Origin of the sequence: Nocardioides cavernae (assembly GCF_016907475.1) — a bacterium.
GTDB classification, from domain to species: Bacteria; Actinomycetota; Actinomycetes; order Propionibacteriales; family Nocardioidaceae; genus Nocardioides; species Nocardioides cavernae.
Genome location: NZ_JAFBCA010000001.1, coordinates 2,810,591 through 2,829,236, shown reverse-complemented (window position 1 = coordinate 2,829,236; position 18,646 = coordinate 2,810,591). Strand labels below are relative to the sequence as shown.

The 18,646-nt window shown below is 72.2% G+C and carries 16 protein-coding genes; 11 read left to right on the top strand and 5 right to left on the bottom strand.

The features are described 5' to 3' along the window. Positions 1–18: 18 nt before the first annotated feature. Positions 19–1,491 carry an amidohydrolase family protein gene (locus JOD65_RS13380; protein WP_204811165.1) on the top strand — a complete coding sequence of 491 codons (1,473 nt, stop codon included), beginning with the start codon at positions 19–21 and terminating at the stop codon, positions 1,489–1,491. A 62-nt stretch (positions 1,492–1,553) separates the two neighbouring features. On the opposite strand, the gene JOD65_RS13375 is transcribed toward JOD65_RS13380, so the two are convergent. Continuing rightward, the gene (locus JOD65_RS13375) at positions 1,554–3,176 is read right to left on the bottom strand and encodes an amino acid permease (protein WP_191197129.1); all 1,623 of its coding nucleotides are present in this window, start codon (positions 3,174–3,176) and stop codon (positions 1,554–1,556) included. Positions 3,177–3,333: 157 nt separating this feature from the next. Between JOD65_RS13375 and JOD65_RS13370 the strand changes: the two genes are divergently transcribed. The 5 genes from JOD65_RS13370 (at position 3,334) to JOD65_RS13350 (ending at position 8,486) form a co-directional block, all read left to right on the top strand. Beyond that, complete coding sequence (locus JOD65_RS13370; protein ID WP_307821155.1) at positions 3,334–4,068, top strand: FadR/GntR family transcriptional regulator; 735 nt, start codon at positions 3,334–3,336, stop codon at positions 4,066–4,068. Between the two features lie 49 nt (positions 4,069–4,117). After that, on the top strand, positions 4,118–5,485 hold the full coding sequence (locus JOD65_RS13365) for a glutamine synthetase family protein (RefSeq protein WP_307821154.1): 1,368 nt from the start codon (positions 4,118–4,120) through the stop codon (positions 5,483–5,485). Between the two features lie 103 nt (positions 5,486–5,588). After that, positions 5,589–6,941: an aldehyde dehydrogenase family protein gene (locus JOD65_RS13360; protein WP_191197131.1), complete on the top strand. Its 1,353-nt coding sequence runs from the start codon at positions 5,589–5,591 to the stop codon at positions 6,939–6,941. 34 nt (positions 6,942–6,975) lie between these two features. Next, entirely contained in the window at positions 6,976–7,755 is a 780-nt protein-coding gene (locus JOD65_RS13355; RefSeq protein WP_191197132.1) for a 3-oxoacyl-ACP reductase, read from the top strand. An 8-nt stretch (positions 7,756–7,763) separates the two neighbouring features. Further along, the gene (locus JOD65_RS13350) at positions 7,764–8,486 is read left to right on the top strand and encodes a gamma-glutamyl-gamma-aminobutyrate hydrolase family protein (RefSeq protein ID WP_191197133.1); all 723 of its coding nucleotides are present in this window, start codon (positions 7,764–7,766) and stop codon (positions 8,484–8,486) included. Here the strand turns inward: JOD65_RS13350 and JOD65_RS13345 are convergent. The 4 genes from JOD65_RS13345 to JOD65_RS13330 are packed head-to-tail and all read right to left on the bottom strand — an operon-like array spanning position 8,483 to position 12,011. Then, positions 8,483–8,929, bottom strand: coding sequence for a VanZ family protein (locus JOD65_RS13345; protein WP_191197134.1), 447 nt, complete (start codon positions 8,927–8,929; stop codon positions 8,483–8,485). The genes JOD65_RS13350 and JOD65_RS13345 overlap by 4 nt on opposite strands. Before the next feature lie 28 nt (positions 8,930–8,957). Then, positions 8,958–9,890 carry a universal stress protein gene (locus tag JOD65_RS13340; protein WP_191197135.1) on the bottom strand — a complete coding sequence of 311 codons (933 nt, stop codon included), beginning with the start codon at positions 9,888–9,890 and terminating at the stop codon, positions 8,958–8,960. 11 nt (positions 9,891–9,901) lie between these two features. Beyond that, positions 9,902–10,588 carry a DUF2238 domain-containing protein gene (locus tag JOD65_RS13335; RefSeq protein ID WP_191197136.1) on the bottom strand — a complete coding sequence of 229 codons (687 nt, stop codon included), beginning with the start codon at positions 10,586–10,588 and terminating at the stop codon, positions 9,902–9,904. Between the two features lie 19 nt (positions 10,589–10,607). Next, entirely contained in the window at positions 10,608–12,011 is a 1,404-nt protein-coding gene (locus JOD65_RS13330; RefSeq protein ID WP_191197137.1) for an MBL fold metallo-hydrolase RNA specificity domain-containing protein, read from the bottom strand. Positions 12,012–12,145: 134 nt separating this feature from the next. Between JOD65_RS13330 and JOD65_RS13325 the strand changes: the two genes are divergently transcribed. The 5 genes from JOD65_RS13325 (at position 12,146) to JOD65_RS13305 (ending at position 18,617) form a co-directional block, all read left to right on the top strand. Next, positions 12,146–13,123, top strand: coding sequence for an Acg family FMN-binding oxidoreductase (locus JOD65_RS13325; RefSeq protein WP_191197138.1), 978 nt, complete (start codon positions 12,146–12,148; stop codon positions 13,121–13,123). 63 nt (positions 13,124–13,186) lie between these two features. Beyond that, a complete protein-coding gene (locus JOD65_RS13320; RefSeq protein WP_191197139.1) occupies positions 13,187–14,824 on the top strand; it encodes a bifunctional 3'-5' exonuclease/DNA polymerase in 1,638 nt (545 codons plus the stop codon). A 51-nt stretch (positions 14,825–14,875) separates the two neighbouring features. After that, positions 14,876–16,240, top strand: a complete 1,365-nt coding sequence (locus JOD65_RS13315) for a hypothetical protein (RefSeq protein WP_191197140.1) — start codon at positions 14,876–14,878, stop codon at positions 16,238–16,240. Then, positions 16,237–16,749 carry a flavodoxin family protein gene (locus JOD65_RS13310; protein WP_191197141.1) on the top strand — a complete coding sequence of 171 codons (513 nt, stop codon included), beginning with the start codon at positions 16,237–16,239 and terminating at the stop codon, positions 16,747–16,749. Before JOD65_RS13315 ends, JOD65_RS13310 begins: the two co-directional genes overlap by 4 nt. A gap of 83 nt (positions 16,750–16,832) precedes the next feature. Next, positions 16,833–18,617, top strand: a complete 1,785-nt coding sequence (locus tag JOD65_RS13305) for a BCCT family transporter (protein ID WP_191197142.1) — start codon at positions 16,833–16,835, stop codon at positions 18,615–18,617. Positions 18,618–18,646 lie beyond the last annotated feature (29 nt).

The window sequence follows — 18,646 nt, the reverse complement described above, 5'->3', positions numbered from 1 at the left end:
CTGGAGTTGGATGGAGGAGTGCTGATTCTCCGCGGTGGCCTGGTCGTGGACCCGCGCGCCGGAACCGAGCGCGTGGCCGATGTCGTCGTCGACGGCGGGAGGGTCGCTGCCGTCGGGTCGGCGCCGCCGGGCGCCGGGGAGGCCGAGGTCGTCGACGTCAGCGGCCATGTCGTCGGACCCGGCTTCGTCGACGTGCACAGCCACGTCCACTCGATCGCGGGCCAGCGCCTCCAGGCGCTCGACGGGGTGACGACGACGCTCGACCTCGAGGCCGGGCTGATGCCGATCGACAGGGCCTACTCGCGCGCGGCGGCCGACGGTCGGCCCCTGCACTACGGCTTCTCCGCCTCGTGGGGGGACGCCCGCGCGCAGGCCCACCTCGGCACCACACCCGACGCCGACCTCAACGCCTCGCTCGCGATGCTGGGCGACCCCGCGTGGCAGCGGACGTCCTCGGCGTCCGAGCGGGCAACCTGGCTCCGCCTCCTCGAGTCCGAGCTGGAGGCGGGCGCCCTCGGCATCGGCGTCCTGATGGGCTACGCGCCACGGTCCGACCCTGCCGAGTTCCTCGAGGTCGCCCGGCTCGCAGCCGCCACCGGCACCGGCACCTTCACGCACGTGCGCGAGATCGTCGAGGCCGATGCGACGACGCCGATCGACGGGTCGCTCGAGATCACCCGCGCCGCCGCGGAGACGGGTGCGCCGATGCACCACTGCCACGTCAACAGCACCTCCCGCCGGCACGTCGACCGGGTGCTCGGCCTGCTCGACGACGCGCGTGCGCACGGCTCGCGCGTCACGGTCGAGACCTATCCGTACGGCGCCGGCAGCACCGCGATCGGCGCCTTCTTCCTCGCCCCCGAGCGGCTGCCCGCGTGGGGGCTGCGCCCGACCGACATCTCGCTGGTGACGACCGGCGAGCGGGTCGCCGACCTCCGGCGGCTCGAGGAGCTGCGCGCCACCGACCCCGGGGCAGTGTGCGTGGTGAGGTTCCTCGACGAGGACGACCCCTCCGACGCCGCGATGCTGACGCGTGCGCTCGCCTTCCCGGACGCGATCGTCGCCAGCGACGCGATGCACGTGGTGTGGCCGGACGGTTCGACCGACTCGCGCGAGTGGCCCCTGCCACCCGGCGGCCAGACCCACCCGCGCACGGCAGGGACCTACGCACGCTCCCTGCGCCGGATGGTCCGCGAGACGGGCCTGTGGACCTGGGCCGAGGCGTTCCGCCGCTGCTCCTACCTCCCCGCGCAGCTCGTCGCCGGGTTCGCACCCGCCGCGCGCGGGAAGGGGTGGCTCGACGTCGGCGCGGACGCCGACCTCGTCGTCATCGACCCGGCGCGGCTCACCGACCAGGCGACGTACGTCGAGCCGACCCGTCCCTCCCGCGGTGTCACGCACCTCCTCGTCGACGGCCAGTTCGTGGTCCGCGACGAGGTCCTCCAGACGGACGCGTTCCCCGGGCGACCCGTGCGGGGAATGCTGCCCTGACACAGACGAAGAACCCCAGGTCAGCGACCCGGGGTTCTTCTGCCTCTCGAGGCGCGTCGTGTTCAGTCGTCGAAGGCCTTGACCACGGCCTCGTCGATGGTGGTCTTGGGCCCAGTGAACCAGTTCTTCGCCGAGGCGTTCCACCAGATCGCCAGCAGCAGGAGGGACGCGAGCGTGACCAGGGGCGCGTAGTTGACGAACTTCCAGGCGAAGTCGGTCTCGCTGAAGGGGTTGCCGGCCGGGACGAACGGCATCGAGAGGTAGAAGATCACGATGACGATCTCGGCGACGGCGACGAGGTTCATCCACTTGTACTTGGACCCGTTGTTCCAGGTGCCCACCTCGAACTGGTCGCCGTGCTTCCACCGCAGCCAGATCGGGATGGCGAAGGCGAGGTAGAGCCCCATCACCGCGATCGACGTCACGGCGTAGAACGCGACCGGGACGATGAGCGGTGCCTCCGGCGTGCCGATGTTGACCTCGACCAGTGCCGGCAGCGTGACCACGGCGGCGCAGATCGCCACGAAGACGACGGCGTTGGCGGGGACGCGTGTGGAGGTGAGCTTCTTCAGCGTGTTCGAGCCGGGGATGGCCCCGTCGCGGCTGAAGGCGAAGGTCATCCGCGATGCCGACGTCATGCAGGACGTCGCGCAGAAGAACTGGGCCGACGCCGAGATGAAGAGCACCAGGCCCGCCCAGTTGGCGCCCATCGACTGCACGAAGATGTACGCCACGCCGCCGGCGCCGACACCGGCGTTGTCCGGGTTGCCACTGGCGTCGTCGGGGATCGCGAAGACGACCGTCAGCAGCAGGATGTAGCCGCCGATCACCGAGTAGAGGATCGACTGCCAGATCCCCTTCGCGGCCGCGGTCGACGCCGAGGCGGTCTCCTCGGACAGGTGTGCGCAGGCGTCGAAGCCGGTGATCGTGTACTGCGTCAGCAGGAACCCGAAGGGGACGATGGCGAACCAGAAGCCGAGGGTGCCGGTCTCGCCACCGAAGTAGCCCGAGTTGTTGAAGCGCTCGGTGAAGACGTAGCTGAAGGACTGGTGCTGGTCGGGGACGAGCAGCAGGATCACCACGATCGCCGCCGCGCCGACGACGTGCCACCACACCGACACGTTGTTCATGACCGCCATCAGGTGGCTGCTGAAGATGTTCAGCACGGACACGAGCGCCAGGACGATCACGAAGATGACGAAGACGCGGGTCAGCGAGTAGTCCTCGGCGAAGCTCTCGGACCACGTGCTGATCGTGAGGTCGATGAAGGTGGCGCACCCGTAGGAGACACCGGCGGTGACGGCGACGAGCCCGATCAGGTTGAGCCAGCCGGTGAAGAAGCCCGACATCGGACCGCCGAGCTTCGACGCCCACCAGTAGATGCCCCCGGAGGTCGGGTAGGCCGACACGAGCTCGGACATCGTGAAGCCGATGATGAGGATGAAGATGCCGAGGATCGGCCAGGACCAGGAGATCGAGATCGGACCACCGTTGTTGAACCCGGCACCGAAGTTGGTGAAGCACCCGGCCAGGATCGAGATGATCGAGAACGAGATCGCGAAGTTGGAGAACCCCGACCAGGAGCGGTTGAGCTCCTGGCTGTACCCCAGCTTGGCGAGGTGCTTCTCGTCAGCGCTGAGCTCTGCGTCGTGGTGAGCCGGGATCGGCTCGTGTGCTTCGGGCATGGCGGACCCTCCGAACAGACGATCGTGCGAATGTGAAGCGGACGCTAGACCCCGCCCGATTCGGGTGTAAATACGTTGCCGAAAAAATGGTATGAACTCAGACCATTGGATCTCGGCGCCGATTGACGCCGGCCGTCGCCGCCCGAAGGATGAAGTCGTGACCGCCTCCCCCGCACCGCACCTGCCTGGAGCGGTGCTGCGGCCGGTGCGTGGCCACCACGCGTTCGAGGCGTGCGTGGAGCAGCTCGCCACCGCGATCCGTCTGGGGGTCTACCCGCTCGGGTCCACGCTGCCTCCCGAGCGCGAGCTCGCCGCCATGCTCCACGTCTCCCGGGCGACGCTCCGCGAGGCGATGGCCGCCTTGCGCGAGGCCGGGCTGGTCCAGACCACGCGCGGCCGCGGCGGCGGCACCGTCGTCACGCTGAAGCCCCGGACGCCGCCTGCCCGGGCGGCCGCCCGGATCTCCGTGGCCCGGCGCAGCGAGTGGCTGGACGCGCTGGAGTTCCGCCGGATCGTCGAGTCCGGCGCCGCGTACCTCGCGGCGAGCGCGACGCTCGACCAGGAGCAGCGGAGCCAGCTCGAGCGGGCGCACGCCGAGGTCGCTGCGGCCAGCAAGGCGGCGCAGCACCGGCAGGCGGACTCGCGGTTCCACCTGACGATCGCCTCGCTGTCCGGTTCGCCGCGGACCGTCGAGGCGGTGACGTCGGTGCAGGCGACGCTGCACGAGATGCTGCTTGCCATCCCGGTTCTCGGCACCAACATCGCCCACTCGGACCGCCAGCACGCCGCGCTCGTGCGTGCCATCGAGTCCGGCAACGCCGAACGGGCGCGCAAGACCATGGAGCAACACTGCGACGACACGGCGGCGCTCCTGCGCGGCTTGCTCGTCTGACCCCGTCCCGCGCCGACCGGCCAGCCCACACTGCACGCAAGGAGACGACGTGAGCACACGCAACGACCGCCACCTCACCATGGAGGGGCTCCGCCAGCGCATCGACGCCGGCGACGTCGACACGGTGGTCCTCGCCTTCACCGACATGCAGGGCCGCCTGCAGGGCAAGCGCCTGCACGGACGCTACTTCGTCGACCACGTGATCGGGCACGGCACCGAGGGCTGCAACTACCTCCTCGCCGTCGACGTCGACATGAACACCGTCGACGGCTACGCGATGACGTCGTGGGAGCAGGGCTACGGCGACATGGAGTTCGTCATGGACGAGCAGACCATCCGGCTGCTGCCGTGGCTACCCGCCACCGCCATGGTCCAGTGCGACCTCGAGTGGACCGACCACCGCCCGGTCGTCGCGAGCCCCCGCGCGATCCTCAAGTCGCAGCTTGCGCGCCTCGCCGAGCGCGGGCTGGTGGCACTCGCCGGCACCGAGCTCGAGCTGGTCATCTACGACGACACCTACGAGGAGGCGCACCGCAAGCGCTACCGCGACCTGACGCCCGCCAACCAGTACAACGTCGACTACTCGATCCTCGGCACCACCCGCGTCGAGCCGCTGCTGCGCGACATCCGCAACCACATGTACGCCGCGGGGCTCGACGTCGAGGGCGCGAAGGGCGAGTGCAACTTCGGCCAGCACGAGGTCGGGTTCCTGTACGCCGACGCGCTCACCACGGCCGACAACCACGCCGTCTACAAGAACGCCGCCAAGGAGATCGCCGCCCAGCACGGCAGGTCCCTGACGTTCATGGCCAAGCCCAACGACCGCGAGGGCAGCTCCTGCCACATCCACCTGTCGCTGCGCGGCGCGGACGGCGACCTGGTGTTCTGGGACGACGCGAGCGGAGGACGTACGCCGCTCTACGACAGCTTCATCGCCGGCGTGCTGGCGACGGTCGCCGACTTCACGCTGATGTTCGCGCCCAACATCAACTCCTACAAGCGGTTCGCTGACGGCTCGTTCGCGCCGACCACGATCGGCTGGGGCCTGGACAACCGCACGTGCGCCGTCCGCCTGGTCGGGTCGGGACCCGCCGCGCGCATGGAGAACCGCGTCCCCGGCGCCGACGCCAACCCCTACCTCGCCCTGGCCGCGATGATCGCCGGCGGGCTGCACGGCATCGAGCGGGAGCTCGAGCTCGAGCCGGAGCTGACGGGCAACGCGTACGCCTCGGACAAGCCCCGCGTGCCCGGCACGCTGGCGGCGGCCCGTGAGGCGTTCCACACCTCCGCCGTCGCCCGGACCGCCCTGGGCGACGAGGTCGTCGACCACTACGCCAACATGGCCGACGTCGAGCTGGCCGCCTACAACGCCGCCGTCACCGACTGGGAGCTGCTCCGCGGCTTCGAGCGGTTGTGAGACGAGTCCCCAGGAAGGCTGACATGAGCGAGCGAAGCGAGCGAATCATCCAATGCAGCGCACCAAGAGCCTCGTGCGCGCACGGAGCGAAGCGAGTACGTGCATGAGCATCCTGATCAACCCGAGCACCGGTGTGGAGCTCGACGTCTCCCCCGCCTCCGCGACCATGGAGGAGGCCGACGCCGTCATCGCCCGGGCGCACGATGCGTTCCCGGCGTGGCGCGACGTGGCTCCCGGCGAGCGCGCGCGGCTCCTGCGGGCGTTCGCCGCCCTCGTCGACGAGCACCTCGAGGAGCTGGCGCAGCTCGAGGTGCTCAACGCCGGGCACACCATCGGCAACGCGCGGTGGGAGGCGGGCAACGTCCGCGACTGCCTCAACTACTACTCCGCCGCACCCGAGCGGCTCTTCGGGCGGCAGATCCCGGTGCCGGGCGGCACGGACGTGACGTTCCACGAGCCGCTCGGCGTCGTGGGCATCATCGTCCCCTGGAACTTCCCGATGCCCATCGCGGCGTGGGGGTTCGCGCCCGCGCTCGCCGCCGGCAACACGGTCGTGCTCAAGCCGGCGGAGCTGACGCCCCTCACGGCGATCCGCATCGGGGAGCTGGCCGTCGAGGCCGGCCTGCCCGAGGGTGTCCTCAACGTCGTCCCGGGCAAGGGGTCGGTCGTCGGCGAGCGGTTCGTCACCCACCCGCTCGTCCGCAAGGTCTGCTTCACCGGGTCCACGATGGTCGGCAAGCGGATCATGGCCGGCTGCGCCGACCAGGTGAAGCGGGTGACCCTCGAGCTGGGCGGCAAGAGCGCGAACATCGTCTTCGCCGACACCGACGTGGCGGCGGCCGCGGCCAGCGCGCCGTACGCCGTGTTCGACAACGCCGGGCAGGACTGCTGCGCGCGCTCACGGATCCTCGTGCAGCGATCGGCGTACGACGAGTTCGTCGGTCGGCTCGAGACCGCCGTCAAGGCGCTGCGGGTGATCGACCCCGCCGACGAGCAGAGCGAGATGGGTCCGCTGGTCTCCGCCGGGCAGCGCGACTCCGTGCAGGCCTACCTCGACAGGGCGAGCGTCGCGTTCACCGGCAGCGTCCCCGACGGGCCGGGGTGGTGGCTGCCCCCCACCGTCGTTGAGTCGACCGACACCACCGAGGCGGTGTGGCGCGAGGAGGTCTTCGGCCCGGTCGTGGCCGTGATGGCCTTCGACGACGAGGACGAGGCGGTCGCCCTGGCCAACGACACGGAGTACGGCCTGTCCGGCTCGATCTTCACCTCCGACGTCGGCCGGGCCCTGCGGGTCGCCCGGCGCGTCGAGGCCGGCAACCTCTCGGTCAACAGCCACTCGGCCGTTCGCTACTGGACGCCGTTCGGCGGCTACAAGCAGTCCGGCCTCGGCCGCGAGCTCGGCCCGGACGCGCCGAACGCGTTCACCGAGGAGAAGAACGTCTTCATCGCGCACTGATCCACCGATCCCCCTGAAAGGCAAGGAGCACCCCATGGCAGGACGCATCGAGGGCCGCACGGCCGTCGTCACCGGTGGTTGCAGCGGCATCGGTCTGGCGACCGTACGGCGCTTCGTCGAGGAGGGCGCCCGGGTCGTCATCGGCGACATCGACGACGCCGCGGGCACGGCGCTGGCTGCTGAGCTCGGCGGCCCCGACGTGGTCACGTACGTCCACGTCGACGTGACCTCCAAGGACGAGGTCGACGCGCTCTTCAGGACGGCCAAGGACACCTACGGCTCGGTCGACATCGCCTTCAACAACGCCGGCATCTCGCCGCCGGAGGACGACTCGATCCTCGACACCGACCTCGAGGCGTGGCGCAAGGTGCAGGAGGTCAACCTCACCAGCGTCTACCTGTGCTGCAAGGCCGCGCTCCCCTACATGCTGGAGCAGAAGCGCGGCTCCATCATCAACACCGCGTCGTTCGTGGCGGTCATGGGCGCCGCGACGTCGCAGATCTCCTACTCCGCCTCCAAGGGCGGCGTGCTGTCGATGTCGCGCGAGCTCGGAGTGCAGTTCGCGCGCGAGGGCGTGCGCGTCAACGCGCTCTGCCCCGGCCCGGTCAACACCCCCCTGCTCAAGGAGCTGTTCGCCAGCGACGCCGAGCGGGCCGCCCGGCGGCTGGTGCACGTGCCGATGGGGCGCTTCGGCGAGCCGGAGGAGATGGCCAACGCGGTGCTGTTCCTCGCCTCCGACGAGTCGAGCTTCATGACCGCCAACACCTTCCTCGTCGACGGCGGCATCTCGGGCGCCTACGTCACCCCGGTCTGAGGCCTGAGGTGGGTGGGGCTCCGGTCGTCGGGCTGACGACCTACCGCGAGGTCGCGGCGTGGGGCGTGTGGAACGCCCGCGCCGACCTGCTGCCGACGGAGTACGCCGCCTCGGTCGAGGCCGCGGGCGGCGTGCCCCTGCTGCTCCCTCCCGTCGCCTCGCCGGGTGCCGCGGCCCGGGTGGTGTCGCGGATCGACGCGCTCGTCGTCTCGGGCGGGGCGGACGTCGACCCGGACCGCTACGGCGCGCGGCCGCACGCCCGCACGGCGGGCTGGCGACCCGACCGCGACTCCTGGGAGCTCGCCCTGCTGGACGCCGCCGACGAGGCGGGGCTGCCGGTGCTGGGGATCTGCCGTGGCATGCAGCTCATGGCCGTCCACGCGGGCGGGTCCCTCGACCAGCACACTCCTGACCTGGTCGGTCACGAGACGCACTCCCCCGGTGGGGACGCCTACGGCTCCATCGACGTGGCGACCGAGACGGGCTCGCGGCTGGCCGCACTCGTCGGCGCCAGCGTCGAGGTCAGCTGCCACCACCACCAGTCGGTGGCCAGCCACCCCGGCTTCACTGCTGTGGCGCGGGCCGCCGACGGGACAGTGGAGGCGATGGAGGCGGCCGGCGACCGCTGGCGCCTGGCGGTCCAGTGGCACCCCGAGACCCGGGTGGAGATCGGGCTGATGGCGGGGCTGGTCGCTGCCGCCCGCGAGCACGCGGCCACAGGGGGACGCTAGCCGCGCTCCCGCCGCCGGCGCAGGGTCGCCGGGAGCGTCAGGACGAGTGCCAGTGCGATGCCCAGGAACATGCCGATCGAGTTGGCGGCGACGTCGCGAGGGTCGGACACCCGGCCGGGGATCTCGCGCTGGACGGCCTCGATCATGGAGGTGAGCACGATGCCGGCGGCAAGCGCGACCAGCCACAGGCGCGTGCCGACGAGGAGCAGCAGGAACATGCCGAGCGGGACGAAGAGCCCGATGTTGGCGAGGAACTCGATGCGTTCGACGCTCAGCCGGCTCGTCACCGGGTCGAGGTCGGGGTAGCGCTCCAGGCGAGCCAGCACCCGGCCGGCCAGCCCGGCATAGTCGGGCTGCTCGTTGCCCGGCGTCAGTGTCACGAGGCCGACGAAGCCCAGGTAGACCAGGGTCAGCAGGCTGAGGAAGGGATGGCGGTGCAGCACGACGCCATCATCCGGGTACGACCTGAGCTCACGTCTGCGGAGCGACCTCGTCGGCAGTGAGCTCCCAGTCAGTGGAGGGCTGGGAGTCGCTGGCGACCGGCACGACCATCACCGGGCACATCGACGCCCGCAGGACCGTCCGCGCGAGGGAACCGAGGTGCTCCGGGATCCAGCCTCGGGCGCCGCGCCGCCCGATCACCACGAGGGAGGCGTTCCTCGAGTCGTCGACCAGGACGTCGGCCGGCCACTGGTGCCGCACCTCGACCTCGACGGGGACGGTGGGCCAGGAGTCGCGGTGGTCGGCCACGGCGGCGGAGAGCAGCCGTTTCTGCGTCGCCCGCCACTCCTCGTCCACCCGGTGGGTGATGATGTCGTCGTAGGCGGCGTCGAGTCGCCACGCGTGAACCACCCGGAGCGGCGCACCGGTCCGGTCGGCCCAGGAGAAGGCCGCCTGGAGCACCTGCCGCGGCACACCTGCCTCGTGGACACCGACCACCACCTCGGCCGTGCCGCCCGGCGGGGGCTCCCACCCGGCCGGCACCGACACGAGCGGGCAGTGGCACCGTGCCGCGGCCCCGTTGGTCGTGGACCCGACGAACAGGCGCTCGAGCGCGGTCGACGTACGGTGCTGCACGACGACGAGCCGGGCGTCGCGGCTGAGCTCGACCAGCACCTGCGAGGGCACCCCGGTCACCGCCACGGCGTGGTGGGCGACGGGACCGCCGACGAGCTCCTCGAGCTCCTCGGCGACCTCACGGACGATCCGCTCGGCGACGTCGATCGCGTCCGTGGGCGTCACCACCAGCCCGGGCACGGTCGGCAGCGACACCCGGCCGACGTGGACCAGCACGACGCGTGCTCCCTCCCGCCTCGCGTGCTCGGCGGCGAAGCGCAGCGCGGACGTCTCCCGTCCCCGGCCCGTGACCCCGACGACGACGGCTCCTGAGGTCCTGCTGTCCATGATGTTCCTCCTCACGTCCTTCCTCCACGGTGCCCCTCGGGGGGAGCCGGGGTGCAGGGCCAGAGGTCCCTCCGACGTGGTGCACGAGTCCTCTCCACGGGTCGCCCGCTCCGGCCGGGCACCGCGAGGAGGAGGGCGGCCAGCACGGCGCCCAGCCAGCCGAGCGCCAGGTCGCCGAGGGTGTCGACGTACGCCGTCGCCGCCTCTCCCGACCTCGTCACGAACGCGACGTACTCCCAGAGCTCCCACGCCAGCGACATGGTGAGCCCGGCTGCCACGGACAGCTGCAGCCGGCGGTCCAGCGGCAGTCGCGCGGCGCCGGACAGGACGAGCACGCCCGCGCTGAGGGCGCAGGTCGCAGCGACGTGCATCGCGTCGTCGAACCAGACCACGCGGTCGTAGAGGTCGAGCCGGTTGCCCAGCACGTCGGAGAACGCGGGCAGGGTGACCAGCAGGTCCGCGCCCCAGGGGTACGGGCGGGTGCGGCCCAGCGCGAGGTGGAGCACCGGGACGAGGAGGGCGAGCATCGGGTAGGTCACAGCGCGCGTGCCGGGCGCCTTGCCCTCGAGGTTGCCCCAGCCCGGATCGATCGCCACCCGTGCGACCGCGAGGAGCAACAGTGTCTTCGCGAGCAGGTCGGCGGCCACGATCCACCCGGGTGCAGCGCCCGGTGCCCGGCCGACGGTCGGGACCGGCATCGGGCGGAGCGTGGTCATCTCAGTCCACCAGCACCCGTTCGCCGTACCGCGGCACCACGGCCGTCCAGCCCAGCTCTTCCGAGACGCGCCGGGCCAGAGCGTTCGCGGAGTGCGGCTCGCCGTGCACGACGTAGACGGTGCGCGGAGGGACCGGTGCCCGGCTGAGCCAGTCGACCGTCTCGTGGGCGTCAGCGTGGACCGAGAAGTCGGTGAGCGTGACGACCTCCGCCCGCACCGGCACGTAGTGACCGTGGATCTTCACCTGGCGCGCACCGTCGGCGAGCCGGCGACCGCGCGTGCCCTCGGCCTGGTAGCCGGTGAGCACGACGCAGTTGCGCCGGTCGGGCAGCTGGTGGGCGAGGTGGTGCACGACCCGACCGCCCGAGGCCATCCCCGACGCGGAGATGACGATGCTGGGGGTGCGCGGCCGGTTGAGCCGCATCGACCCCTCGACGTCGTGGACGGCGTGCACGTCCGGTCCGTCGAGGTCGGCGAGGAGCCCGCGCGCCTCGGGGCGGAGCTGAGGCCCGCCGCGCGACGCCGCCCGTCGGTAGCAGTCCAGCGCGGCGAGGGCCATCGGGCTGTCGACGAAGACCGGGACGTCCGGGATGTCGCCGCGCTCCATCAGCCGCCGCAGCTCCAGGAGCACCAGCTCGGTGCGGTCGACGGCGAACGCCGGGACCAGCACGCTCCCGCCCCGGGCCACGGTGCGGCTGACCGCGTCGGCCAGCAGCTGCGGGTCCGGGGGTGGGTGCTGCCGGTCGCCGTACGTCGACTCGACCACGATCGTGTCCGCCTCGGGCGGGTCGGCCGGGGGGCGCAGGAGCGGGTGGTGCGCACGACCGAGGTCACCGCTGAAGGCCACCCGGTGCTCCCCCAGGCGCAGCGCGGCGGTGGCGGAGCCGAGGATGTGTCCCGCCGATCGCAGCGTGAGGGTGACGTCCGGGCCCAGCCTCAGGGGGTGCTCGAGGTCCACCGGATCGATCAGCTTCAGGGCCTGCTCGACATCGCTGTCGTCGTACAACGGAAGTGCGGGGCGGTGCCGGGAGAAGCCGGCGTAGTTGGCGTAACGGGCGTCCTCCTGCTGCAGGTGGGCACTGTCCCGCAGGACGATGGCCGCCAGGTCGGCTGTCTCGGCGGTGCACGTCACGCGGCCCCCGAAACCGTCCTTGACCAGCCGCGGCAGGTAGCCGGTGTGGTCGAGGTGGGCGTGGGTGAGCACGACGTGGTCGATGCCCGCCGGGTCGACGGGGAAGGGGTCCCAGTTGCGGCTCCGGTGGACCGCCAGGCCCTGGTACAGCCCGGCGTCGACGAGCACGCGGACGCCGCCGTTCTCGACGAGGAAGCGGCTGCCCGTGACCGTGTCGACGGCGCCCAGAAAGGTGAGCGCAGCGATGGAGGTGGGGTCGCGCGATGTCCTCATGCAACGACGCTAGGAGCCGCCGCGCCGGGCCGGCAGAGCCCGACGACCCGGCCGCCCGGGACCAACGGCTCTGCCGACCCGCCCCGCGAGCGCGCACGCTCGGAGCAGGACCCACACCTGCCAAGGAGCCGGCCATGACCAGCACCCGCCTCGTCCCCGTGGAGACGCTGCACCGGATCGTGGAGATCGCGGCGCGCGCACCCAGCGTGCACAACACCCAGCCGTGGCGTTGGCGGGGTGGCTCGCGCACCCTCGCGCTGTACGCCGACACCGCTCGCCGCCTGCCTCACACCGATCCCGACGCGCGCAACCTCACCCTCAGCTGTGGTGCGGCCCTGCACCACGCCCAGGTCGCCGCGGGAGCGCTCGGGTGGCAGACCCGCGTGGCACGCCACCCCGACCCGGACCGCCCCGACCTCTTGGCCTTCCTCGACCTGTCCCCCGGTCCTCCGCCCGCCACGGCCGACGAGACGCTCGCGGCCCTGGACCGGCGCTGCACCGACAGGCGTCGCTTCACGGCCTGGCCGGTGCCGGAGGAGCGGCAGTCCCACCTCGCGCGGATCGCCAACCACTGGGGCGCGCGGGCGGTCGCCCTGACCGACGAGTCGGAACGCTTCATCGCCGAGCGACTCGTCCGGCGAGCCCACCAGCTGCAGTGGGCGGACCCTGTGGCGCGTGCGGAGCAGGAGGCCTGGGGGCACCGGGGCGGGGACGACGGTCTGCCGCCCGACGCCCTGCCCGGCGGGCCGGACCTCGCCGGCGGCCACCCGCACCGGTTCGAGGGCGCGTGGGAGGACCGGACAGCCACGGACCTGGAGACCTCCGACGGGCTCCTCGTCTTCTTCGACACGGACGACGATCCGGCTGCCTGGCTGCGCGCGGGCGAGGGGCTGGGCGCCATGTGGCTGGCCGCCACGACGGCCGGACTCGCGCTGGTGCCGCTGAGCCAGGTGATCGAGGTGCCCGAGACCCGGGCCGCCTTCCAGACCGAGGTCCTCGGCAGCCTGGCCCACCCGCTCCTGCTGGTCCGCGTCGGCTGGCGGTCCACCGGACGGCCCCCGCCGGCCCGCACCCCGCGACGGCCGGTGTCCGAGGTGCTCGAGCTGGACTGACCCCGACCGGCGGTGTCGGCGGCCGGCAACGGCGACGTCGGTGCCGTCGTGGAGGCTGTCCCCATGACCCGCGTCCGCCTGTCCCGGCTGCCGGGTGAGCGCGTGCAGGTCTCGGAGGACGGCACGACCCACGAGGTGGCGCTCGCCGACCTGCCGGGCTACGTGGGCGAGCGCGAGCCCGACGACCCGCGGTGGGTCTGGGACGACACCGCACGGTGGTATCCCCCGCTGCTGGCGGCCGGGGTGCGGGTGGCCCGGTGCCACGACCTCCGGCTGTCCAGGCGCCTCCTGGCCCGGGCACCCGCCGTCGACCCGTCGCTGCTGGGCGGCGACGAGGCCGAGCTGTGGGACCGGCTGCGGCCGGCGACCGTCACGGAGCCCGTCCTGTTCAGCGGGCACGACGCGCTCGACCACCTGCGCGCCGACGTCGAGGACGCGCGCCAGCTGGCGGCGATCGACGCCTCCCTCGAGGCCACCCGGCTCAGGCTCCTCGTCGCGGCGGAGTCGGCAGGGGCCCTCGCGGCCGCCGAGATGACCCACGCGGGTGTGCCGTGGCGCGTCGACGTCCACGAGGCGTTGCTGACCGAGCGGCTCGGCCCCCGCCCGCCCCGCGGCGCCCGCCCGCGGCTGCTCGCGGAGTGCGCCGACGACGTACGACGTCTCCTCGACACCCCCGGCCTCAACCCGGACTCCCGACCCGAGCTGCTGGCCGCCCTGCGCCGCGCCGGCATCGAGGTCACCGACATCCGGGCGTCGACCCTGCGCGCCGTCGACCACCCGGTCGTCGAGCCGCTGCTGCGCTACAAGTCCCTCGCCCACCTGTTCTCGACCAACGGCTGGGCGTGGATCGACGAGTGGGTCCGCGACGGCCGGTTCCGCGCGGTCTACCAGCCCGCCGGGTCGGCGACGGGACGGTGGTCGTCCAACGGCGGCGGCGCCCTGTCGTTCCCGGTCCAGGTGCGGTCGGCGGCCGTGGCCGACGAGGGCTGGGTCCTCGTCGTCGCCGACGTGGCGCAGCTCGAGCCGCGCGTGCTGGCCGGAATGAGCGGCGACCGCGCCCTGGCCCGGGCCGCGCGGGGCGCCGACCTCTACCAGGGGATGGTCGAGGCCGGAGCCGTCGCCACCCGGCAGGACGCCAAGCTCGGCCTGCTCGGCGCGATGTACGGCGCCACGAGCGGCGAGAGCGGCCGGATGGTCGCCGGGCTGACCCGGCGCTACCCCCAGGCGTTCGGGCTCGTCGAGGAGGCAGCGCGCGCGGGCGAGCGGGGGCAGGTGGTCCGCACCCTGCTCGGGCGGGGCAGCCCGGCGCTCGGCGGCTCCTGGGACGAGTCCCCCGACGCACCCCCGACCGACCTCGACGACCTCGACCGGCGGCGTCGGTCCTTCGGTCGCTTCACCCGCAACTTCGTGGTGCAGGGCACGGGCGCCGAGTGGGCGCTGTGCTGGATCGCCGACCTGCGCAACCGGCTCTGGCGCCTGGGCGGCGAGGGTCCCCTCGACGAGAGGCCGCACCTCGTCTTCTTCCTGCACGACGAGGTGGTCGTGCACGCCCCGGCCGGGCTCGCCGACGCCGTCGCTGCGGAGGTGGCGGAGGCAGCGTCCACCGCCGGCCGGCTGTTGTTCCGCGAGCTGCCCGTCGACTTCCCGCTCAACGTCTCGGTGGTGCGCTCCTATGCCGACGCCGGCAAGCCGGGGACCTAGGTCCTCGCCGGCGACGACCTTCGCCCCTGACCCTCCCCGGAGCCTCGGCGGATGCTCGAGGTGGAGGACGGAGGTACCGCCGTGACCGCGACGCTGGAGCCCCGCACGAGCCTCGATGCCGTGCCACGTCAGCGCACGCGCGCCTCCGACGTACGCCGCTTCGTAGGCGGCTTCTACCTGGTCATGGGCGGCATCAACGCGGGCATCGTGGCCGCGGACGCCGCGACCTACCGGACCTTCGCCGACGGCTCCTTCTGGCCGTTCGTGACCGACACCTGGCGCGACGTCGTGATGGCCCACCCGGCCCCGTGGCTGCTGGCGCTGGCTGTCGGCGAGGTCGTGCTCGGACTGCTCCTCCTGCACGGCGGCACAGGTGCCCGGGTCGGCTGGGCCGGCGTGATCGTCTTCCACGTGCTGCTGATGTCGTTCGGCCTCGGCTTCTGGCTGTGGAGCGTCCCGGCGCTCCTCGTGCTCGTCCCGGCGGCGCGCGCGGACTGGCCGGCGCTGGGGGTCGCGGCCCCGGCGCCTGCCCCTGCCACCACCGCGACGCCGCCACCGCCGTTGCGCGACGGCGCCGTCACGCGCACCACCGCCACGCTCGTGTCGACCTGCGTGCTCGCGACCGCCGTGGTCGCCGCATCGCTCTACGGCCTCCTCGCCGAGACGCCGTACCGCTCGCTGCCGGAGGCGACCGTCGTGTCGGCGCGCGCCCAGGACGCCTGCAGCATCGTGGTGGCCGCGCTGCTGGTCCTCCTGGTCCGCCGCCCCGTCATGTCCGCCTCGGTCCGGCTCGCCCGGCTCGGGCTGCTGGCCTATCTGCTCTACAGCTACCTGATCTACGTCACCGGTGTGCCGATGAACCGGGGCTTCCTGGTCTACGTCCTGATCGTCAGCATGTCCGGCGCCGCCCTGCTCGGCGGCCTCCTGGGCATCTACGAGCGCCCACCCGTCACCACCGCGTCTCCCGGGCTGACCAGGACGACCGGCTGGGTCCTCGTCGTCACCGCCGTCCTGTTCGCCGGGCTGTGGCTCTCGGTGCTGGTGCCGTACGCCCTCGGGGGCAGCACGCCGGACCCGGAGGGCGTGGGCGGCACGCCGTACCCGGTGTTCGTCCTCGACCTCGCCGTCGTCCTGCCCGCGATCGCCGCTGTGGGGGTGCTGCTGCTGCGCGGTCGAGCGGTGGCCGGCGCCCTCGCGACCGTGGCGATGCTCAAGATCCTGACGCTGTTCACCGCGCTGTGGGCCGGCCCCCTCCTGGCCCTCGCGACCGACGCCGACGTGCACCTCGGGCCGGATGCCGCGCCCAGCCTGCTGCTGCTCGCGGCGAGCGGTTGGCTCACCGCGCGGTGGCTGCGCTCGTTCAGACCCGTCCCCCTCCACCCCCTGCATCCGCCTCCTGAGAGGAGCACGCCATGACCGCACTGGTCGTCCACGAGTCCCACTGGGGCAACACCCGCGCCGTCGCCCAGGCGATCGCCGACGGCCTGTCCGACAGCGACGCAGGCCCGGTGCAGGTCGTCGACGTCGGGTCGGCACCGTCCCCGCTGCCCGACGGCGTCGACCTCGTCGTCCTCGGCGGCCCCACCCACGCCTTCTCGATGAGCCGGCCCACCACCCGGCGCGACGCCCACGACCGCGGGGCCGAGCCAGGGCACGAGGACCGGGGCATCCGCGAGTGGCTGGCGACCCTGCCGGCCGGCGGACCGGCGTGCTCCGTCGCGACCTTCGACACCCGAGCCGAGCAGGTACGTCGGCTGCCCGGCTCGGCGGCCCGCTCGGCCGCCCGGTTCGTCTCACGGCACCGGCTCGGCCGGATGGTCGCGAGCGAGTCCTTCTACGTCGAGGACGCCCCCGGCCCGCTCGTCGACGGGGAGCTCGAGCGGGCACGTGCCTGGGGCAGGGCCCTGGCTGCCGGGCGCGGGTGACCCCTGTGGGCATCGTCTCAGTTTGAGCGCACACGCATACTCCTGGTTTGCGCACCGGTGCGGTTGTTTGGTCTGGTCCTCGGATGGCCACCGGAATCGAACACCCGCGAGACCTGCCCACACCTGACCTGATCGACGAGCCACACCCCGCGCTGGACGCGGCCATCGAGCCCACCGAACCTCGCGAGACAGGCCTGGACAAGCTCGTCTTCGGCGTGACCGCGGTCGTCAGCCTCGCGTTCCTAGTCTGGGGCTTCCTCAGCACCGACAGCCTCGCCGACGCCTCGGGCAGCGGCCTGGGCTGGACGATGAAGAACACCGGCTGGCTCTTCGTGCTCACCTCGAGCGCGTTCGTCGTCTTCGTGATCTGGCTGGCGCTCGGCAAGTTCGGCAACATCCCGCTCGGTCGCGACGACGAGGAACCCGAGTTCCGGACCATCTCCTGGGTCGCCATGATGTTCAGCGCCGGCATGGGCATCGGGCTCATGTTCTACGGCGTCAGCGAGCCGATCAGCCACTTCGTCACGCCGCCGCCCGGCACCGGCGCTGCCGGCAACACCGAGGCCGCCCAGCACGCCATGGCGACCACGATGTTCCACTGGACCCTGCACCCGTGGGCGATCTACGCCGTCGTCGGCCTCGCAGTGGCGTACGGCGTCTACCGCAAGGGCCGCCTCCAGCTGATCAGCTCGGCCTTCGAGCCGCTCATCGGCCGCCACGCCCACGGGCTGGGCGGCAAGGCCATCGACATGTTCGCGATCTTCGCGACCCTGTTCGGCTCCGCCACCTCGCTGGGCCTCGGCGCCCTGCAGATCGAGTCCGGCCTGCAGATCGTCGCCGGTCTCGGCAACACCGGCAACGGCGTCCTCGTCGGCATCATCGCCGTGCTCACCGCCGCCTTCGTGCTGTCCGCCGTCTCCGGCGTGGCGAAGGGCATCCAATGGCTGTCCAACATCAACATGGTGCTCGCCGTGGGGCTCGCCCTGTTCGTCTTCATCGTCGGCCCCACCGTCTTCATCCTCAACCTGGTGCCCACCTCGATCGGCAGCTACGTCGCCGACCTCCCGATGATGGCCGCGCGCACCGCCGCCGAGGGCGACGAGGTCAGCACCTGGCTCTCGACCTGGACGGTCTTCTACTGGGCGTGGTGGCTGTCCTGGACGCCCTTCGTCGGCATGTTCATCGCGCGCATCTCCCGCGGTCGCACCATCCGTCAGTTCGTCACCGGCGTGCTGCTCGTTCCGAGCCTGATCAGCGTCGTGTGGTTCTGCATCTTCGGCGGCGCCGCGATCAACCTGCAGCAGAACGGCACCGACATCGCCGGCGCCGGCGGGCTCGAGAACCAGCTCTTCAGCACCCTCGAGGCCTACCCGCTCGCCACCGTGTCGAGCGTCGTCGTGATGGTCCTCGTCGGCATCTTCTTCGTCTCCGGCGCCGACGCCGCCTCGATCGTGATGGGCTCGCTCTCCGAGCGCGGCACCATCCACCCGAGCCGCCCGACCGTCATCTTCTGGGGCGTGGCAACCGGTGCCGTCGCCGCCGTGATGCTGCTCGTCGGTGGCCCGGACGCGCTCAGCGGCCTGCAGACCATCACCGTCATCGCCGCGCTGCCCTTCGTGCTCATCATGATCGGCCTGGCGGTCGCCCTGGTGAAGGACCTCGCCCAGGACCCGCTGGTCGTGCGACGCAAGTACGCCATGGAGGCCGTCGAGGCCGCGGTCATCACCGGCGTGACGGAGCACGGTGATGACTTCGTGTTCTCCGTCGAGAAGGGCGAGCTCGACACCGCCAAGGACGAGGTCGAGGACGAGCACGAGGTCCACGACGAGATGCACCACGAGCTCGAGATGGACCACGCCCGACGCTGACGTCCGCCGTCGCGGGAGCCGCTCACCAC